This window comes from Actinomadura sp. ATCC 39365, from assembly GCF_054392275.1.
On record NZ_CP184335.1, the window covers coordinates 9,259,646 to 9,276,801 of the forward strand.

General features: G+C 74.8%; 5 protein-coding genes. 1 reads left to right on the plus strand and 4 read right to left on the minus strand.

From position 1 onward, the window contains the following. Positions 1–2 precede the first annotated feature (2 nt). Entirely contained in the window at positions 3–12,128 is a 12,126-nt protein-coding gene (locus ACNF49_RS44555) for an amino acid adenylation domain-containing protein (RefSeq protein ID WP_482941503.1), read from the minus strand. 98 nt (positions 12,129–12,226) lie between these two features. Here ACNF49_RS44555 and ACNF49_RS44560 point away from each other — a divergent pair, with 98 nt between their 5' ends. Continuing rightward, the gene (locus ACNF49_RS44560; RefSeq protein ID WP_357994903.1) at positions 12,227–12,961 is read left to right on the plus strand and encodes a thioesterase II family protein; all 735 of its coding nucleotides are present in this window, start codon (positions 12,227–12,229) and stop codon (positions 12,959–12,961) included. On the opposite strand, the gene fabD is transcribed toward ACNF49_RS44560, so the two are convergent. The 3 genes from fabD to ACNF49_RS44575 are packed head-to-tail and all read right to left on the minus strand — an operon-like array spanning position 12,958 to position 17,153. Next, positions 12,958–15,207 (minus strand): ACP S-malonyltransferase, encoded by a 2,250-nt coding sequence (gene fabD / locus ACNF49_RS44565; RefSeq protein WP_482941504.1) that lies wholly within the window; start codon positions 15,205–15,207, stop codon positions 12,958–12,960. The genes ACNF49_RS44560 and fabD overlap by 4 nt on opposite strands. A gap of 15 nt (positions 15,208–15,222) precedes the next feature. After that, entirely contained in the window at positions 15,223–15,945 is a 723-nt protein-coding gene (locus ACNF49_RS44570) for an enoyl-CoA hydratase-related protein (protein ID WP_358298259.1), read from the minus strand. After that, the gene (locus tag ACNF49_RS44575; RefSeq protein ID WP_357978824.1) at positions 15,936–17,153 is read right to left on the minus strand and encodes a hydroxymethylglutaryl-CoA synthase family protein; all 1,218 of its coding nucleotides are present in this window, start codon (positions 17,151–17,153) and stop codon (positions 15,936–15,938) included. The genes ACNF49_RS44570 and ACNF49_RS44575 overlap by 10 nt, the downstream gene beginning before the upstream one ends. Positions 17,154–17,156: the final 3 nt, after the last annotated feature.

Consider the following 17,156-nt stretch of genomic DNA (forward strand, 5'->3'; position numbering starts at 1 on the left):
AGTCAGCGCCTCCCCGTGGTGATGTTCAGGTCGAGCAGCGAGCTGGCGTCGTCCGGCGGGCCGGGATCGGGACCGGGGCCGGAGGCGCCGGCCGGAGCCGGGTCGCGGGCCGGGGCAGGGTCGCGCTCCAGCCACAGTCGCCTGCGCCGGAAGACCGGCGCGGGGGCGGGCTCGCGTTCCGGACGCACGCGCGTCCGCGGGTCCGGCTCGCTCAGCACGAGGTGCGCGTTGGTGCCGCCGAGCCCGAACGAGCTCACGCCCGCGACCCTGGGCGAGGGCCAGTCCCGCGGCTCGGTGGCGGGTTCGAAGGGCGAGGCGGCGAAGTCGAAGCGCGGGTTGGGCCGCTCGCAGGACAACGTCGGCGGGATCCGCCCGTGCTCGACGGCCAGCGCCGCCTTGATCAACCCGGCGATCCCGGCCGCGCTGAGCGTGTGGCCGATGTTGCTCTTCACGCTGCCGATCGCGCACGTCCCCGGGTCGCCGCCGCCCTCGGCGAACACCCGCGTCAGGGCGCGCAGCTCGATGGGGTCGCCGATGAGCGTGCCGGTGCCGTGCGCCTCGATCAGGCCGATCTCCGCAGGCGTGCGGCCGGCCGCCGCCAGGGCCCGGCGGACCACGTCCGCCTGGGCCTCGGGGTTGGGCGTGGTGACGCCCATGGTGCGGCCGTCGTTGTTCACCGCGACCGCCTCGATGACCGCGTGCACCCGGTCGCCGTCGGCCAGCGCCGCGCGCAGCGGCTTGAGCAGGACGACCCCGCACCCCTCCCCCGGCACGAACCCGTCGGCGCGCTCGTCGAACGTGTGACACCGTCCAGTGGGCGACAGCGCCTTGGCCGCGCTGAGCTGGAGGTAGTCGTTCTCGTCCAGGAGCACCTCCACCCCGCCCGCCAGGGCGACCTCGGCCTCCCCGGCGAGCAGGCTCTGCGCGGCGAGCTGCACGCCGACCAGCGAGGAGGAGCAGGCGCTGTCCACGACGAGGTTGGGGCCGCGCAGGTCGAAGTGGTGGGCGACCCTGGCCGCGATGAAGTTCTGGTCGGAGGCCAGCCCGCCCGGCCGGACGCCGACCCGGCGCCCGTAGTCGGACATGCGGGCCCCCGCGAACACGCCGGCCCGGCGTCCGCGCAGCTCGGCGGGGTCGTATCCGGCGTCGGCCAGGCAGGCCGCGCAGCACTCCAGGAACATGCGGATGGCCGGGTCGAGGGCGCGGGCCTCGTCCTCGCCCAGGTCGAAGTAGTCGTTGTCGAAGTCCTCGATGCCGTCGACGAAGCCGCCCCACTTGCTGATGCTGCGGCCGAGCGCGGGTTCGGGCGAGTACAGCTCGCGGTGGTCCCAGCGGGAGGCGGGCACCTCGCGCACGTCGCACCGGCCCTCGGTGAGGTTCCGCCAGAACGCGGCCACGTCGGGTGCGCCGGGGAACCGGCAGGCCATGCCGATGATCGCGATCCTGCGATCCTCGGTGGCCCCCGGGAGGGCGGGCTCGGGGGCGCCGACCTGCGCGGTCTCCCGGCCCTCCCCCCGCGCGCCCGGCTCGGGGACGGCCGGATGACCGGCGGTCTGCTCGGGGGCGGCCACATGGTCGGTGGCCGGTTCGGGGTGGCCCAGGCGGTCGCGGAGTTGCTCCAGCGTGGGGTAGTCCAGCAGCAGCGACGGTTCCAGGCTCTCCCCGAGTCGTTCCTCGATGCGCTGCACCAGCTCGGCCAGCATCACCGACTCGACGCCGAGGTCCCCGAACTCCGCCGTCGGGTCCAGCGCGTCCACGGGGATGCCGATCGTCTCGGAGAACAGCACGGCCAGCCAGTCGGGCCCGTCGGCCCGCGCCTGCTCGGGAGCCGGGCGGGCGGGGGCCGGACTGGTGGGGGCCGGGCCGGCGGGGGCCGGCTGGTGGTCCGCCCGTTCGGGGAGCCGGATCAGCGCCGGGACGTCCACGGACGCGCCGGACGGCGGGCACGGCAGCACGGTCGCGCCGCGCGGCAGCCCGATCACCCGGTCCAGCACCCGCAGCCCGTCCCGGTCGCCGAGGGACGCCAGACCGACGGCCTCGCCGACGTTGGGCTTCCCGCGCGCCCCGCCGGACTCCCGCCACTGCGGCCAGTCGACCGACCGGAACTCGGTCCGCCCGGACCGCCGCCTGACCCCGGTGCAGTAGTCGAGGAAGGCGTTGGCGGCCGCGTAGTCGGCCACCCCGGCGGCCAGCGCGGGCACGGCGGCGCACACGGAGGAGAAGGTGACGAAGAAGGCCGGACGGTCCCCGGCGCACGCCTCGTCCAGCGCCTCCAGCAGGTCGGCCTTGGGCGCGAGCACGGCCCGCAGGTCGTCCTCGGACTTGTGGGCCAGCGACGGACGGCCCTGGCTGGAGCGTCCCGCGCAGTGGACGACGCCGCCGATCGGGCCCAGCTCGCGCCGCACGCCGTCCAGGAAGGCGGCCACCCCGGACGGCGGCCCGGTGTGCACGACCACCCGGGCGCCCGCGCGTTCCAGGTCGAGGACGGTGGCGACGGCCTCCTCGCCGGAGCCGTCCCACTGCTCGCGCGGCGGCAGCGGGCGCACGCCGAGCAGGGCGAGCCGGCGCGCGCCGCGATCGGCCAGGTGGCGGGCCACCAGCGCGCCCAGCCCTCTGGTGCCGCCGCTCACGACGTAGACGGCCGTGGGATCGAGCTCCGGCTCGGCGTACGGCGCGGACAACTCCCGCAGATCAGGACGGAACCGCTCGCCGTCGCGGTAGCAGACCTCCCCGTACGGCTCCGCGGCCGCCCACTCGGCGCGGATCTGCGCGGCCGTGGGCCGGTCGCTGTCCAGCACCGTGGCCGTGACCGCCGGGTACTCGGCGGCGAGCATCCGCACGAACCCCGCCAGCCGCGCCCCCGCCAGGCTCGGCGAGGCGCCGTCGAGGTCCAGCAGGCCGCTGGTGACGTGCAGGATCCGGAGCGGGCGGCGCCGGGCCAGGGCGTCCCGCAGGACGGCGAGCCGGTCCAGCTCGCCCCCCGGGTCGGCCTCGCCCAGGTCGCGCAGGTCGATCCAGCCGGTGAACTCCTCGGGGACGGGGTCGCCCACTCGTACGGGCACGACCTGGTCGCCGAGCGAGCGCGCCAGCTCCTCGGAGGCGGCGTCGAACAGGCACACCACGGTCCCGTCGCCGAGCGTCCCGGGGTCGTGGGCGGGCTGCCCGGACGGCGCCCAGGTCCGTTCGAAGAGCGGCGTCTCGGGGGCGGCCGGTTCCCGGTCGCCGGAGGCGGGTTCGAACGGCCAGCACCGCATCCGGTCGAACGGGTACGACGGCAGCCCCACCAGCCGCGCGCCCGGCGGCGGCGTCCGGTCCACGTGGCCGCCGTCCACCCAGTGCCGTCCCAGCTCCAGCAGGTCGCCGGGACGTCCGGACAGCTGGTCGCCGGGCCGCCCGGATGGCGGGGCGCCGGGACGTGTCCGGCCGCGCAGCACGTCGGCGGGCTCCGACCGGGCGAACCGCTCCAGCCGTTCGCACAGCTCCGCCACGTCCGCGACGACCAGGGCGAGCCGTTCGCGCAGCGGTTCGCGTCCGGTCCGGAGGGTGTGGGCGACGTCGGCGAGGTTCTCGGGCGTCGCGCGCAGGTGACCGGCCAGCCGGCCCGCCATGGCGCGCAGCCGCCGCTCGTCGTGGGCCGACAGCACGATCAGCTGCGGTCCGGCGTCGGGAGTGGCGGGAGTGGCGGGCGGGGCCTCCTCGATCACCGCGTGCGCGATCGTCCCGCCGGCGCCGAACGAGCTGAGGCCCGCCCGCCGGGGCGCGCCGCCGGGCCCCTCGGGCCAGTCGGCCGCCTCGCGCTGCACCCGGAAGGGGATCTCGTCCCAGGCGATGTCCGGGTTGAGTTCGTCGGCGTGCAGGGAGGGCACGAGCCGCCGGTGCCGGAGCTGGAGCACGATCTTGGTGAGCCCGGCGATGCCGGCGCCCGACTCGACGTGCCCGAGGTTGGACTTGACCGACCCGATCGGGATGCTGCCCGGCGCGGCCCCCGCCGGCCCGAACACCCGCATGAGGGCGTTGATCTCGATGGGGTCGCCGAGCGCGGTGCCCGCGCCGTGGCACTCCAGGTAGCCGATGCCGGCGGGGTCCACGCCCGCGTCGGCGAGCGCGCGGGCGACGAGCTCGCCCTCCTCGACGGGGCTCGGCACCACCCAGCCGTTCGTCCGGCCCGAGTGCACGACGGCGGTGCCCCTGATCACGGCGTGGATGCGGTCGCCGTCCGCCTCGGCCCTGGACAGCGGCTTGAGCAGGACGACCCCGGCGCCCTCGGCGGGCACGAAGCCGTCGCCGCCCGCCCCGAAGCTGTGGCAGCGCCGGTCGCCGGCGGTGAGCCGCATGCGGGCGTGCTGGACGAACTTGTTCGGGTGCAGGTTGAGGTTGACGCCGCCGGCGATCGCCAGCTCGCACTCCCCCTGGCGCAGCGACCGGACCGCGAGGTGCAGCGCGGCCAGCGACGACGAGCACATCGTGTCGACCGACATGCTGGGCCCCTTGAGGTCCAGGTGGTAGGAGACGCGGTTGGCCACGCCGCCGAGGGTCGCGCCGGTGTCCTGGGGCGTGCCGCGCAGGCTCTGCTCGACGCCGAAGAAGGGGTACTCGTTGTACATCACGCCCGCGTAGACGGCGACGTTCGAGCCGTGCCGGTCGCGCAGGCGGGTGCGCGGGTAGCCCGCGTCCTCCAGGGCCTCCCAGGCGACCTCCAGGAAGACGCGCTCCTGCGGGTCCATGAGGGCCGCGTCGCGCGGGGTGATGCCGAACAGCAGCGGGTCGAAGTCGGTGACGCCGTCGAGGAAGCCGCCCCACATGAGGTCCACGGGCCAGCCGTCGCGGGTCCTGTCGGCGGGGACGCGGGAGAGCGAGTGCCGCCCGGCGGCCAGGTTCTCCCAGAACGTGCCCAGGTCGGGGGCGTCGGGGTAGCGCCCGGCGATCCCGATGACGGCGATCGCGCCGTCGTCGGCACCGTCGCCGGAACCGTCCGGCCCGTCGGTCCGCGGTTCGGTCCGCGGTTCGGTCCGATCGGTCCGATCCGGCCGGTCCGTCGGGGGCGGGGCGGGGGTTCTGGCGGACAGCGCGGCGGCGACCCCGGCCAGGTCCTTGTGCTCGAAGAAGAGCGTGCGCGACCGCTCGCCCAGGTCCCGCTCCAGCCGCGCGTTGAGCTCGACGATCTGGGACGACGTCAGCCCGTACTGCTCCAGCGGCACCCGCGTCCCCAGCCGGTCGGCGTCGATGCCAGAGACCTCGGCGTAGACGCCCTTGAGGTAGTCCTCCATGTCCCCGGCGGCGGCCTGGGCCGCGACCGGCTCCGCCCGTTCGATCCAGTACGGCTCGGCCTCGAACGGGTAGGCGGGCAGCGCGACGCGTCCGGGCGGCTCCGGCCAGAACCGTGCCCAGTCGACGTCCTGCCCGGCCACCCAGGCGGCCGCCGCCTCGGCCTCCGTGCCCGCTGGGCCGGCGCCCCCGCCGGAGCGCCCGGCGAGCACGGACGGGTGCGTCCTGCCCGCCGCGAACGCCTCCAGCCCCTCCCGCAGCCCGGCCGCGTCACGGCAGACGACGGCGAGCCGGTGCGCGAGGGCGGCACGCCCGGTCTGGGTGGTGTAGGCGATCCGGCGCACGTCCCGCTCCCCGGTCTCGGCCAGGCGGCGGGCGGCGGTCACCAGCCGCTCCCGGGTCGCGGCGGAGACCAGGACGGCGTGTTCCCGGCCGTCCTCGGCCGCGCTGCCCGGGGTCTCCTCGGGACGGGGCGCCCGGACGACGGCGTGGGCGTGCGTGCCGGTCGCCCCGAAGGCGTTGATCAGCGCCCGCCGCTCGCCGGTCCACGGCTCCGGCTGCTCCGGCACGGCGACCGCGTCGGTGGGCGGCTCGGCGAGGAGAGTGGGCGCCAGCCGTCCGTGCCGCAGCTGCAGCAGCACCTTGGCGAGCTGGGAGGCGCCGGACGCGGCTTCGAGATGGCCGATGTTCGGCTTGAGCGTGCCCGCCGCGACGGGCTCGGACCGCTCGCCGAAGACCTCGGCCAGCGCCTCGGCCTCGGCCGCGTCGGCCAGGGCCGCCCCGGCCGCCGCGCACTCGACGTAGGAGACGTCGCCGGGCCCGGCGCCGGCCCGCTCAAGGGCACGGCGCATGGACGCCGCCATGGCGCCGGCGCTCGGCGCGGTGAACCGCCCGGTACGCCCGGTGTGCGCGACCCAGGTGGCCTCGACCACGCCGTGGACGGCGTCCCCCGCCCGGACGGCGTCCGCGACGGGCCGCAGCAGGAAGGAGCCGACACCCTCGCCGACCGTCCAGCCGGGCCGGTCGGCGTCGAAGGCGGCGGCGCCGGCCTCCTCGGCCAGCAGGCCCAGCCCGGCCAGCAGCCCGGCGTGGTAGGGGTCGGCGAGCAGGTTGACGCCCGCGACCACGGCCGCGTCGCAGTCGCCCGTACGAATGGCCTGGGCGGCCAGGTGCAGGGCGGTCAGCGTGGACGAGCACGACGTGTCCACGGCGATGCTCGGCCCGGTGAAGCCGAAGAAGTACGAGACGCGGTTGACCATGTCGGACGCGGTCGCCGAGACCACGGCCGGGCCGCCCGCGCGCCAGGCGGCGGCCCCCGCGTGCTGGTAGTCGTGCCACATCGAGCCGACGAAGACGCCCACCCTGGGGGCGGTCGCGTGCAGCGAGCCGGGGGTGTGACCGGCGTGCTCCAGGCACTCCCAGACGCTGTGCAGCAGGAGCCGGAGCTGCGGGTCGAGCGTCGCGGCCTCCTTCGGCGAGATGTGGAAGAGCAGGCTGTCGAAGCGGTCGATGTGCTCCAGGTAGCCGCCGGGACGCTCGCCCCTGGGGCTCGGGCCCAGGCTGCGGGTGCCGGTGCTGAGGTTGCGCCAGAAGCCGTCCAGGTCGTCGGCGCCGGGGTAGCGGCCGGCCATGCCGATCACGGCGAGCCCGGCCGGCCGCTCCTCGGGCGTCGGCTCCTCGCGCCGGACGGGCTCGGTGCGGAGGGCCGGTTCCGTCTCGGGTGTGGAGAGCACGGGAGTGGCGAACACGGGGGCGGCGTCGCCGGTCGCGTACTCGGCGGGGCCGCCCAGGAACGCCTGGAGGAAGCGGTGGCCGTCGTCCAGGTCGAACTGGTCGCGCACCTGGTCGAAGGCGACCTCGCCGATGGGACAGAGCCCGATGCCGCAGGCCGCCTGGCCGGTCATCAGGAGCTGGCCGAGGTAGCCCGCCTCCAGGGTCAGGTAGCGCAGGCTCTGCTCGCCGTACAGGGGTTCGATGCCCTTGGTCTGGCCGATGAGGTAGAGGCTGAAGCCGGCGCGGTCGTACAGGTCGCGGTTGTAGACGAAGTGGGCCGTACGGTCGAGCTCGGGGCGGCCGTTCACGAGCTGGAGGGCGTGCTCGACCGGGTTGTAGTAGTAGATCCCCTCGGCGACGCCGCCGATCGCGCCCTTGGTGACGTGCAGGTACGCCTGCACGGCGTAGGTGTCCCCGGCCGACGGGTACAGGTGGCGCGCGCGGTCGCCGAGCCGCCGTTCGCGCAGCAGCCCGAGCAGCCGGCACAGCGACCGGTACGGCAGCGAGCCGGGCGCGAAGTCGCGCACGCTGGCCCGCCAGGCGAAGTGCTCCTCGGGCACGTCCAGGCGGTCGAGGCGGATGAGGCTGGCGTCCGGCTCCAGCGGACGCAGGTTCCACTGGCCCGCCTTGAACGCCTCCCGGTCCTCGGGCGAGAAGAAGTCGACCTCCCCCGGCCCGTCCGCCTCGACGTCGGCCCGCGCGGGCTGCTCGACGGGCTGGTCCGCGGAAGGCTTCTCCGCGGTGGGCTTCTCCGCGGCGGGTTTGTCCGTGGAGGGCTTCTTCGTCGCGGGCTTGTTCGTCGCGGGCTTGTCGGTGGGGGCGCCGACGACGGTGGCGATGCCGGTGACGGTCGGGTTCTCCAGCAGCAGCGCCACCGGCACGCGCCTGCCGTACCGCTTCCGCAGCGCCTTGGAGACCTGGACCATGGTGAAGGAGGTGACGCCCTGGTCCCAGAGGTCCTGGCCGGGATCGACCTCCTCGACCCCGATCAGCTCGGCGAACAGCTCGGCGATCTCCGTCACCGTCTGTCCCGCCACCTCGGGCTCGGGCTCCGGCTCCGGCTCGGGCTCGGGGGCGCGGTCGGCGAGCGGCCACGGGAGGGCGTCCCGGTCCAGCTTGCCGTTGGAGGTGGCCGGGAACGTGCTGACGAACGCCACGTGGTTGGGCACCATGTACGCCGGCAACGTCCCGGCCGCGTGCGCCCGCAGTTCCCCGACGTCCGGCTCCGCGCCCTCGGCCATCACGTACGCGACCAGCTTCCGCTCCCCCGACCGGTCGTCGCGGGCCAGGACGACGACGTCCCGCACACCCGGATGCTGCCGCAGCCGGTGCTCGATCTCGCCCAGCTCCACCCGGAACCCGCGGATCTTCACCTGGTTGTCGGCCCGCCCGAGGAACGTGATGTTCCCGTCGGGCAGCAGCGCGGCCCGGTCGCCGGTCAGGTACATGCGCCCGCCCGCGAACGGGTCCGGCACGAACCGCTCGGCGGTCAGCTCGGGCTGGTTGCGGTAGCCGAGGCTCAGGCACCTGCCGCCGATGAACAGGTCGCCCTCCTCGCCTTCCGGGCAGGGCCGCCGGTCCTCGTCGAGGATGTAGTAGACGGCGTCGTCGATCGGCCGCCCGTACGGGATGCTCCGCCACGACGGGTCGACCTCGCCCACCTCGAACCAGTTCGACCAGACGGTGGCCTCGGTGGCGCCGCCCAGGCTGACCACCCGCGCCCGCGGGAAGGTCGCGCGCACGGCGTCCGGCAGCGGCAGCGGCGTGTAGTCGCCGCTGAGGAAGACCAGCCGCAGGTCGCCGGTGCCCTCCTCGCCCTGCCGCTCGGCGAGCAGCGGGGCGAGCTGGTTGAGCGTGGTGGGCGCGGAGTTCCAGAACGTGATCGGCTCGTCGATGAGCACGTCCAGCAGCAGCTCGGGGTCGCGCTGCTGGCCCTCGTCGGCGATGTAGAGCGAGGCGCCCCGGCCGAGCAGGCCGAAGATGTCGAACACCGACAGGTCGAAGCCGAGCGAGGTGACGCAGAGCCCGACGTCGGAGGCGTCGAAGTCGAAGGTGCGGTAGCACCAGTCGAGCAGGTTGAGCAGCGGCCGGTGGCTGACCTCGACGCCCTTGGGCTTGCCGGTGCTGCCCGAGGTGAAGATCACGTACGCGAGGTCGTCCACGGTGCCGGCGAGGGGCGGGTCGCCGCGGTCGTCGCCGCCGGCGTCCAGCTCGACGGCGCGCACGCCCTCGGGCACGGCCCAGCCGGGCGTCTCGGCGCAGGTGAGCACGATCCCGGCTGCGGCGTCGTCCAGCATGACGGCGGCCCGCTCGTCGGGCAGGGACGGCTCCACCGGCAGGTAGGCGCCGCCCGCCTTGTGTATCCCGAGGACGGCGGCCACCATGTCGGGACCGCGGCACAGGCGCACGGCGACCACCGTCCCCGGCCCCACGTCCAGCTCCTTCAGCCGCCAGGCGACGGCGTTGGCGCGCCGGTTCAGCTCCCCGTAGGTCATGGTGCCGCCGGCGTGCCGCAGCGCGACCGCGTCGGGATCGGCGGCGGCCTGCCGCTCGAACAGCCGGTGCGCGGGGCGCAGCCGGTCCTCGAAGGCCGCGAACAGCTCGGCGAGGTCGGGGAACTCCGGCTCCAGCGCGTCCCAGTGGTAGTGCAGCCGGTCGCCCTCCCTGATGACGATGCAGTCGAGCGCGACGTCCGGGGTGTAGGTCATCCAGGGCCCGGCCTCGACGCCGTCCGGCAGGGGGTGCTCGGTCAGGTCGAGGGTGCTGGTGTAGACGACGGGGAAGGCGTAGGCGCGGCGGCGGCGTTCCTTCATGACGTGGCCGCGCAGCGTGGCCAGGCCGGTCAGGGCGCCGTTGGCGGCGTCGGCGGCGATCCGGTCCGGGTAGGACTCCTCGTCGGTGACCCAGCTCAGGGCGGTGTGCTCGCCGGGGCGCCGCGGCTCGGACTCGGCGGTCCAGCGCACCACGGACACGCTGAACGGATCGGCGAAGCGCGCGCGCAGCGCGCCGGCCAGGGCGGCGAAGACGGTCTCGTCGGACACCGCGGCGACGCTGCCGCTCAGCCGGACGCGGCGCGCCGGCGTGGTGGCCACTTCGGGCCCCGGCGGCAGGTCGCGGAACCGCTCGTCCCAGTAGCCCCCTTCGTGCGGGCGCTCAAGGGCGCCCGGGGCCTCGGCGGCCGGCCGCGGCTCGGCGGACGGGTCGGCGTACAGCCTGAACAGCTCGCGCAGCACGATGTGGATGCTCCGGCCGTCCAGCACGGCGAGGTCGACGGCCGCGTGCACCGTCTCGCCGCTGACCCGCAGCTCCCAGTGCGGCCAGCGGCCCAGCGGGAACGCCCGCCCGGCCATCTCCCCGGCCTCGACGCCGGGGGTCTCGGGGATGCTCCAGTTCTCCGGCGCGTGCGGCCTGACCCGCAGCGTCCCGTCGTGGGTGACCTCCGAGCGCAGCGCGTCGTGCGCGGCCACCAGGCGCAGCCAGGCCCGTTCGAGCCGGTCCCGGTCCAGGTCGCGGACGTGGAAGCTGTGGTGGACCTGGCAGCCGTCGTACGGGTGCGCGCCGCCCGCGCGGGCCACGTAGTACGCCTTCTGCAGCTCGTTGAGCGGCCGGATCTCCTCCTCGCCGGTGTCGGCGGCCAGGGCGCGCAGCGCGTTGGTGAAGCGGGCGAACAGGGTCTCCGGCTCGCCGGGCTCGAAGCACCCGGGCACCAGGTCCCAGCGCACCCGCAGCTCGCCGTCGTGCTCCCACATCTGGTGGTCGAGCGCGACGCCGGAGGTCTGGCTCAGCGCGTACGTCACCGGCGGCACGGCCTCGTCGGGCCGGGCGTCCAGCAGGCTGGTGAAGACGACGGGCAGCGCCGTGCGCTCGCGCAGCTCCCGCATGACGGTCACGCCGGGGACGCCCGCGTGGCCGAGGTCTCGCCACAGCCGCCGGTGCACCTCCTGGACCGCCTCCGGGAGCGGCTCGCCGAGCGTGCTCTCGGCGGCGAACACGGCGGTGCCGGTGAACGGCCCGACCACCTCGTCCACCTCACGCGGCAGCCAGGCCCGGCCGGTCGTGGTCACGGCCAGGGAGCAGTCCTCCCCCCTGCCGACCGTCTCGGCGAACAGGGTCAGCACCAGGGCGGTCGGCGAGACGTCCAGCTCGGCGGCCCTGGTGCGCAGGGCGCCCCACTGGGCGGCGGTCAGCGAACCGGTCAGCGCGGAGCGCGGCGACCCGTCCGGCACGCCGGCGGCGGGGCCGGGCGGCAGGTCGGCCAGGCGTTCCCGCCAGTAGTCCAGGTCCTCCTGGTGGCGGGGGCCGCGCCGCTGGGCGTCCAGCGCCAGCAGGCAGTCGCGGACGGACAGGTCGCTGTCCTCCAGCACGTGGCCGGGGTCGCGGTAACAGCGCCACCAGTCGCGCAGCAGCACGTCGAGCCCGCGGCCGTCGGTCACGCTCGCGTCGATGCCGAAGTGCACGGTCCCGGGCGTGGTGACCTCGACGGCGAACGGCGGCCAGACGCCGGGCTCGTAACGCCGGTGCGCGAGGCGTTCGCGGGCGCCGGGCTCGTCCACCGGCAGGTCCCAGGAGGGGGCCCGCTCCAGGATCCGCTGGGTGCCGTCCTCGCCCAGCTCCGGGCGCAGGGCGTCGTGGTGGTCGACGACGCGTTGCCAGGCCGCGCGCAGGCGGGCGGGGTCCACGCCGGGCACCTCGAACTCGCGGTACACCTGGCAGCCGACCGGGTCGGGGGTGGCGTCCTCGTCCGCGCCCATGACGTACGCCTGTTGCAGGGGCGTCAGGGGGAACGGCTCGTGCCGCTCGCCGGGGGCCGGGCTGATCGCCGCCCCGGTCGCGGGGGTGTCGTGCTCCGCCGTCCCGGCCAGCTCGGCGATCCGCGCGGCCAGCTCGGCCGGCGTGGCGCAGCCGCCCAGCCGCTCGACGGGGAAGTCCAGCGAGAACTCCCGCTGGATCTCGAACCACACCCGTACCGCGGAGATCGAGTCGAGTCCGCTGTCCTTGAGTGAAGCGTCGGGGGTCAGCTCCGCACCGCCGGGCAGCACCTCGGCCAGCAGGCGGATGACCGTCTCCGTCACGCGCTCGTCGTGCTCCATGGGCCTCCTCCCTCACTGCGACGCTAGTGAGGACGGCGCGCGCTGCCTGCTCAAGACTGAGCAGGCAGCGCAAGGCGATCGGCCGTAGCTTTCTGACCATGCCTGGTTCCTGGATAGCGGGCGGCGAGCCCAGACCCGACGCCCGCATCAGACTGTTCTGCTTCGCGCACGCGGGAGGCGGGTCGGCGCTGTTCCGCAAATGGGACGACCACTTGTCGCCGGACGTCGACGTCTGCCCGGTGGTGCTGCCGGGGCGCGAGTCACGCCTGCGCGAGCGGCCCTACAACCGCATGGAGCAGCTCGTGGGGCCGCTGTCGGAGGCCATCGAGCCGTACACCGACCGGCCGTTCGCGCTGTTCGGACACAGCATGGGGGCCGTGGTGGCCTGGGAGACGGCCCGCCGCTTCCCGCCCGCGGTGCTGTTCGTGTCCGGACGCCGCGCGCCGCACCTGCCGACCCGCCGCCGCCGCTTCAGCGACCTGTCGGAGGACGAGCTGCTGAGCGAGATGGGCAAGCTGAACGGCACGCCGTCGGAGGTGATGGACCAGCGCAGCCTGCTGGAGGTGTTCCTGCCGGGCCTGCGCGCCGACTTCGAGCTGAACGAGTCGTACACGCCGCTGCCCGGCCCGCGTCCTGACTGCCCGATCTCGGCGCTGACCGGCGACGCCGACCCGGAGGTCGACCCGGACGAGATCAGCGCCTGGGCCGACGCCACCGGCGGCGGTTTCACGCTGCGCGTGTTCGGCGGCGACCACTTCTACCTCAAGGGCCCGCGGCCCGAGGTGCTGACGGCGGTCCAGGAGGACCTGAACCGCCATCTGCTCAACGTCTAACCGTCCTTGGACAGGTCGCGCAGCCGGGCTTCGAGCAGCCCGGCGGCGGCCTCCATCAGCCGGTCGGCGATGACGTCCACGTGCCTGGCCCGCCAGTCGGCCAGCTCCGTGCCCGCCACCCACCGGTTGAACGCGCCCATCGCCGGCCCGCAGTGGACCTGGTAGTCCACCTGCCGCCCGGCCTCGCCGCGCAGCGCCAGCCTGATCGTGTGCACGAAGTACCAGCGGAAGACGAGCGCCATCCGGTGCTTGGGGTCGCGCTCGGCGCGGGCCAGCTCGGCCGGCCGGCGCGCGGCCAGGAACGCCCGCGTCTCCTCCCACACCTCCTCGAAGGAGCGGCGGAAGAACTTGTCCTGGATCGTCCGCCTGGTCCGCTCGTCGATCTCCTCCAGCGAGCCGTACTGGCGGTAGAGCTGGTAGAGCTTGTTGGCGCGGGCCGGGAACAGCGTGCCCTTCCTGGCGACCTGCACCTGCGCTCCCATCTCGAACATGTCGCCGGCCGGGGCGTAGGCGGTGTCCTGCACGTCGAGCCCGGCGAGCAGGTCCTTGACGGCGTCGGACGTCCCGGCCTCAGGAGTGCACTGGTTGACGCTGCCGGTGACGATGAAGTCGGCGCCGAGCACGAACGCGGCGGCGGCCGCCTCCGGGGCGCCGATGCCGCCGGACGCGCCGACCCTGATGCGCCGGGCGTAGCCGTGGGCGGCCATCTCCTCGTCGCGCAGCCGCAGGATCGCCGGCATCAGCGCGTACGGCGAGCGCCCGTCGGTGTGCCCGGCCGAGTCGGCCTCGACGCAGACGTCCGCGCTGACCGGCAGCTCCGCGGCGACCTCCGCCTCGGCCGCGGTCAGCGCCCCCTCCCGGACGAGCCGGTCCAGGACGGCCTGCGGGGCGGGCCGCATGAAGGCGGCGGCGACCTCGGGCCTGGAGACCTTGGCCACCACGTGCCGGACGGCGACCGGCCGCCCGGCCGGGTCGCGGTGCGCGCCGCTGCAGCGGTAGCGGACGAGGGGCGCGGTGATGTGCGGGTAGGCGGCGGCCTCGACGTACCGCACGTCGCGGCGGAGCAGCAGGTCGACCGTCTCGCGCTCCAGGCCCTCCTCGTCGAAGCCGTAGAGCAGGTTCACGCCGTAGGCGCCGTCCGGGCCGAGGGCGGACTGGACGGTGTCCAGCGCGTCGGCGATCTGGTCCAGGGTGAGGCCGCCGGCGCCGAGGAAGCCCATCAGCCCGGCCCGGCCCATCCTGATCACGAGCTCGGGCGAGGCGATGCCCTTGAACATCGACCCGGCCAGGTAGGCGTGGCGGACGCGGTAGTCGGCGCGGAACTCGGCCGAGCCGAGCACGATCCCGGCCTCCCGGACAGCGGGCGCCTCGACCGGCTCCCGGACGGCGGGCGTCTCGGCCGGTTCCCGGACGGCAGGGGGCTCGGGCGGGTGGCGGCGGGTGACCGTCCACAGCTTGGTGAGCACGTCGCCGGGGCCGATCTCCGCCAGCTCGGACACGCCCTGGTCCATCAGGTAGCGCAGGCCGTCCACCCACCGCACCGGGTTGCAGATCTGGCGGCGCAGCAGCTCGGCCGCCTCGCCGGCCCGGTACGGGCGTCCGGTCACGTTGGAGATGACGGGCACCCGCGGCTCCTCGATGCGGACGCCGTCCAGCACCTCGGCGAAGGCGTCGGCGGCCGGTTCCATGTAGCGCGAGTGCGAGGGCACGCTCACGCTCAGCGGCACCCACTTGCCGGGGCCGCCGCGGCTGAGCGCGTCCAGCTCGTCCTTGGGCCCGGCCAGGACGACCTGTTCCGGGGAGTTGTAGTTGGCGATGTCGACGCCGGTGCCCGCCAGCAGCTCCTCCAGCCGTTCCGGGTCGGCGCCGAGCACCGCCGCCATGGCGCCGCCGCCCGCCTCGGACATCAGCTCGCCGCGCCGCTTGACCAGGCCGAGCGCGGTCTCGAAGTCGAAGCAGCCGGCCGCGAACAGCGCCGCGTACTCGCCCAGGCTGTGCCCGGCCAGGTAGTCGGGCCGGCCGCCCTCGTCCTGCCGGGCGAGGAAGCTCAGCGCGTTGACCGTGAACAGGGCGGGCTGCACGTAGCGGGTCTCACGCAGCCGCTTGGGGTCGTCGCACAGCTCGGCGACGGAGTAGCCGAGGATCTCGTCGGCGCGGGCGCACAGGTCGGGGTACCGCTCCAGGACGCCCGCGCCCATGCCCTTGCGCTGCGACCCCTGCCCGGGGAAAACCCACACGACGGACATCAGGCGCGTTCCTCTCTAGCGTTCCCAGGGGAATCTCTTCTCGGTCGCGTAGTCGACGAGCCTGCGGCGCACCTCGGGGCTGGACATGAGCCGGCCGAACTCCTTGACCGCCACCTGCTCGGTCTCGTCCGACAGGATCCACAGCTCGCGGAAGTAGCGCTTCATGTCCGTGACGATCGACCGGTCCAGCTTGGTGAGCCGGTAGGCCAGCCGCCGCACGAGCGCCTCCGGGTCGTCCGACACCTCGTCCACCAGGTGGAAGGCGGCGGCCTCCGCGGCGCTCACCGGCTGGGTGCTCAGCGTCATCGCGTACGCCTTCTGGAAGCCCGTGCGCCGGATCAGGAACGGCAGCACGCAGCACGGCAGCAGCCCCCACAGCGCCTCGGGCAGGCTGAAGGTGCTGCGCTCGCTGGCGAAGACGAAGTCGCTGGCCGCGGCCAGGCCGACGCCGCCGCCGGCCACCCGGCCGTCCACCCGGGCCACCACCGTCACGGGCGTCTCGGTGAAGCGGCGCAGCAGGCCGTAGAACGCCCGGCCGCCGTCGGCGACGTCACTGCCGGCCGCCTCCTCCAGGTCCATGCCGGTGCAGAAGACGCCGTCGCCGCCCTCCAGCAGCAGGATGCGGCAGCCGGGCGCGCGCTCGGCCTCGTCCAGGGCGGCGCCCAGCTCGTCGATGGCGCGGTCGTCGATCGTGCGGCTGCGCAGCCGGTGCCGCAGGGTCGCCGAGGTCAGCTCCATCTGTACTCCCGGTGGAAGTCCGCGATGCGGTCCAGCACCAGCAGGCCGCGACCGCCGAAGGCGTCCTCGTACAGGTCGCCGTACGGTTTGGGGTCCAGCACCGCGTCCCGCACGCCGAAGGCGCGGTCGGCGCTCAGCTCGGTCAGCGCGTCCAGCTCCGCGACGCCGATCTCGCGCCGCTCGTCCAGCGCCCGGCCGATGCCGCTGCGCCCCTGTGCCGGGATCACGCCGCTGTAGAACTCCGACGCGCAGCCCGACCCGTACGAGAACAGCCCCGCCCGCCTCGGCGCGTCGAACGCGCCGTGGTCGATGAGCGAGCACAGCGCCAGGTAGAGCGCGGCCGAGTAGGTGTTGCCCACCCGCACGCCGTAGGCCAGGGACGGCGCGACCCGCGCCGCGAAGTCGGCCTCGATCTCCGCCGCCCCCATGCCCTTGAGCTTGCGCAGCAACATCCGGTGCGCGCCCTTCACCATCCCGGCGAACGGCGTGTGCAGCGCCAGGTAGTCGAAGGTGTCCACGATGTCGGCGCCGGCCACCCGCCGCCCGTAGGCCGCGAAGCACTCCTCGGCGCAGCGCATGTAGGCCAGCAGCGACAGGTCGGGATCGACCGCGTCGGTGTCGTGGCGCGGCCGGGCCGTGTCCATCACCTCGAAGGTGTGGTAGCCGCTGGCGCCCGGGTCGAGCCGCAGCACCCGCGCGTCCTCGCCGACCAGCATCGCCACCGCACCGGCGCCCTCGGAGGGCTCCCAGTAGGTGGACTTGGCGGTGCCGCTGGCCGCGTCCGTGGCGATGGCCAGCGCCTTCACGCCGGGGATCGGGCTCGCGCCGACGACGGCGGCGGCGCACTGCAGCGCGGCCGTCCCGCCGTAGCAGGCGTGCTTGACCTCGAACGAGCGGCACGCCGGGTTCAGCCCGAGGTGGTGGTGGATGTAGGTGCTGATCGGCTTGCCGAAGTCGAGCCCCGACTCCGTGCCCACGACCAGCAGCTCGATCCGGTCCTTCTCCTCCGGGGTGAGCGCGTCCAGCAGCGGCCGGGCGGCGTTGACCGCGTTGGTGACCGGGTCCTCGCAGGGCAGGTTGACCGAGCGCTGCTCCATCATCAGGTTGCCGAAGCGGTTGACGTCCAGGCCGCGCGCGTCGAACAGCGCGCGGACGTCCGTGTACGCCCTGCCGACGTAAGCGTTGATCGCCTCGATCCCGAGAGCCATGGC

Excerpts from the sequence above, each read along its gene's own strand:
- ACNF49_RS44555 (WP_482941503.1), bottom strand. The coding sequence starts at position 12,128 with ATGGAGCACGACGAGCGCGTGACGGAGACGGTCATCCGCCTGCTGGCC.
- ACNF49_RS44560 (WP_357994903.1), top strand. The coding sequence starts at position 12,227 with ATGCCTGGTTCCTGGATAGCGGGCGGCGAGCCCAGACCCGACGCCCGC.
- fabD (WP_482941504.1), bottom strand. The coding sequence starts at position 15,207 with ATGTCCGTCGTGTGGGTTTTCCCCGGGCAGGGGTCGCAGCGCAAGGGC.
- ACNF49_RS44570 (WP_358298259.1), bottom strand. The coding sequence starts at position 15,945 with ATGGAGCTGACCTCGGCGACCCTGCGGCACCGGCTGCGCAGCCGCACG.
- ACNF49_RS44575 (WP_357978824.1), bottom strand. The coding sequence starts at position 17,153 with ATGGCTCTCGGGATCGAGGCGATCAACGCTTACGTCGGCAGGGCGTAC.